This window comes from Pseudomonas sp. 05N434 (genome assembly GCF_056396965.1).
In genome coordinates this window covers 1-2,917 of sequence record NZ_JBFTMK010000603.1, presented here as the reverse complement: position 1 = coordinate 2,917, position 2,917 = coordinate 1, and the positions used below count along the sequence as shown (strand labels likewise).

Annotated in this window: 3 protein-coding genes; 1 reads left to right on the top strand and 2 read right to left on the bottom strand. The window is 60.0% G+C overall.

Annotated elements, in window-relative coordinates:
• Positions 1-1,353: heavy metal translocating P-type ATPase (locus tag AC1DLB_RS26640; RefSeq protein ID WP_477785972.1), on the top strand; the 1,353-nt coding region annotated here is incomplete at its 5' end.
• A 14-nt stretch (positions 1,354-1,367) separates the two neighbouring features.
• Here the strand turns inward: AC1DLB_RS26640 and fnr are convergent.
• The gene (fnr, locus tag AC1DLB_RS26635; protein ID WP_457326943.1) at positions 1,368-2,114 is read right to left on the bottom strand and encodes a fumarate/nitrate reduction transcriptional regulator Fnr; all 747 of its coding nucleotides are present in this window, start codon (positions 2,112-2,114) and stop codon (positions 1,368-1,370) included.
• A 162-nt stretch (positions 2,115-2,276) separates the two neighbouring features.
• Positions 2,277-2,915 carry a BON domain-containing protein gene (locus AC1DLB_RS26630; RefSeq protein WP_477785971.1) on the bottom strand — a complete coding sequence of 213 codons (639 nt, stop codon included), beginning with the start codon at positions 2,913-2,915 and terminating at the stop codon, positions 2,277-2,279.
• Positions 2,916-2,917 lie beyond the last annotated feature (2 nt).

Below are 2,917 nucleotides of genomic sequence, written 5' to 3'. Positions count from 1 at the left end.
ACGTTGACCAGCGGCCACGCCCGTTTGCAGTCGATCGAGACCAACGGAGCGCTCGATCCACAGCGTCTGCTGGGCCTGGCCGCTTCGCTGGCACAGGCCTCGACGCACCCCATCTCCCAGGCCATTGTCGAGGCGGCCTGTCAGCGTGGATTGCCGCTCAGCGTGCCGCAGGCGGTCGAGGAAAGCCCGGGCTCGGGGCTCTGCGGGTTGATTGATGGCCTGCGGGTGCGTTTCGGCACGTTGTCCTTTGTTCAGAATGAATCACCGGTTGGCGACTGGGCCGCCACCATGCTGCGTCGCATGGATTACCTGGCGTGCAGCGGCAGCTTCGTTGAAGTGGACGGGGCTCTCGCGGGCCTGCTGATCTTCTCCGACAAGCTGCGTCGGGAAACCCCGCTGACCCTGCGCCGACTGCGCAACAGAGGCATCGAGCGGATCGTCATGCTCACGGGCGATCGCGTGGAAACCGCCGAGATGATTGCACTGTCGGCCGGGATCGACGAGTTGCGTGCCGGGTTGAGTCCTGGGGACAAGGTGCGTGCGGTACAGGATGCCTGCCAGCACGCCAGCACACTGATGGTCGGTGATGGCATCAACGATGCCCCCGCCCTGGCGGCGGCCAATGTCGGGGTGGCCATGGGGGCGAGCGGTGCCACGGCGTCCGCGCAAGCAGCGGGTGTGGTGCTGCTGGTGGATCGTCTGGATCGTCTGGTCGAGGCGTTGGACATCGCCCGTCAGACCCGCCACATCGCCCGTCAAGGTGTATTGGCCGGCATGGGCATGTCGGTGCTGGCCATGGGGGTAGCCGCCTTCGGCTACTTGCCACCGCTGGTCGGTGCCGTGGTGCAGGAGGGCATCGACGTGGTGATCATCTTCAATGCCTTGCGTGCATTGGGGCCGTTACCGGGTTTGCGCCAACGCAAGCTGGCCGCCGAGCATATCGATCATCTGCAAGACGAACACGACCAGCTCGCTTCGGTACTCAGCGATCTGCATCAACTGGCAAGCGACTTCGCCCAGCGCCCACTCGAGCAAGCGCAGAGCGACTTGCTGGCGCTGGTAAAAAACCTGCAGGAATCACTGGCCCGCCATGAACGGGACGACGAAAAAAACCTGTATCCGCTGTTGACGCAAAGCCTGCCCGGCGAGGACCCCATGTCGGCGATGAGCCACGTCCACCGCGAGATCTTTCGCCTGATCCATTTGCTGGCGCGCATGAGCACGGATTTCAGTGCCGACCCTGCAACAGCTTCTGTCGATGAGATCCAGCATCAGTTGATCCGCCTGGATACCCTCGTGCGGCTGCACTTCGATCAGGAGGAAGAGTTGTTTCGTTACCTTGATAAGCGTTGAAAAGCCATACAGCGTCAGTGGAGGGCCACCGAATGGCAACCGGCGACCAGCTGCTTGAGCCCGTGCATGTTCAGCACCTTGACCTCACGACCGGCTATTTCCACCAGCTCCTGTTCCCGCAGATGGGCGATACCCCGGCAGATGGTTTCCAGGCGCAACCCCAGGTAGGAGCCTATTTCGTCGCGCCGCATCTTGAGTATGAATTCGCTGGATGAGTAGCCACGCATGCTCAAGCGTAGCGACAGGTTCAGCAGAAAGGCGGCCAGACGCTCATCCGAGTTCATGTTGCCCAACATCATCAGCAGATCGTGATCGCGGACGATTTCACGGCTCAGAAACCTGTTCAGGTTGTGTTGCAGTGCCGGCAGCTCCCGGGCGAGTTTTTCCAGCTGAGAAAAATGGATGGGACAGACTTCACTGTCCTCCAGAGCAAATGCATTGCAGGTGTGCTCTTCGGCGCTAATGGCGTCCAGGCCGAGCATCTCGCCGGGCAACTGGAAGCCGGTGACCTGCTCGCGGCCATCGAGCGACAGCACGCTGGTCTTGAATGAGCCAATACGGATCGCATACAGCAAGTGCAAGGGATCGCCTGCGCGGTAGAGGGGGGCGCCTTTCCTGACCTTGAACCGTTGCAAAATCAGCTTGTCCAGGCGCTCGAGTTCCAGTTTGTCGAGACCAAAAGGCAGGCAAAACTCTAATACACTGCAATTGGAACAGGCAGCCTTGAGGTGTTGACCCTGAAGCAGGCGGACTTCGGTCATGTCAATGGCGCCATGGGGGTTATATATAAAGCATAGGTGTTGTGCGCCAGGGCACGGATTCCGTTCGGAAGATCGCCGGAAGCAATCGACAAACGGAGAACCGTTGGCCCGTCGCAAGTGCTTGGTATCCCGGGGAATTACAGGTTCCCCGGGCTCATTGACTCAGGCAATGCGCAGATGATCATCCACTTGCCTCACCCCCGGTACTGACCAGGCGGCACGTTCGGCGATCTTACGTTCGCGCCACAAATGAACCTTGCCTTCCAGCTTCACCACATCGCCTTCGACCTTGACGTGAATTTCCTGGGCATCGACTTCGGCATTGCGCTTGAGGGCTTCTTCGATACGACGCTGGATATCCTCCACGTTCACCTGCGGGCGAAGGGTGAGCCGATTGTCCACACCTACCACTCCCGACAGCTTGCGCACGGCCATCTCGGCGGTTTCTTTCTGGTACTGCCAGTCCACTTCGCCTTCAAGGGTGATCCACCCTTTCTGCACGATGACTTTGATGTCCTGTTCGGGAATGTCGGAGCTCCAGGTGAGGATATTCAAGGCGCGGGAGGCAATGGCGTCGTCCGCCGTGCCCGCGCTTTTCATCGGCCTGACCTGAATTTCTTCGGCCACGGCCCGTACCCCTTTTATGCTTTTTACCGCGCGTTCCGCGCTGACTTTTTGCGCGTAGCTCTTAACGTGCCCGGTGAGCGTGACGACGCCATTGTCCACGGTCACACCGATGTTGGCGGCATCGATCTCAGGCTGGAATTCAAGCTCATCCATAATGCTCTGACGCAGACTCAAGT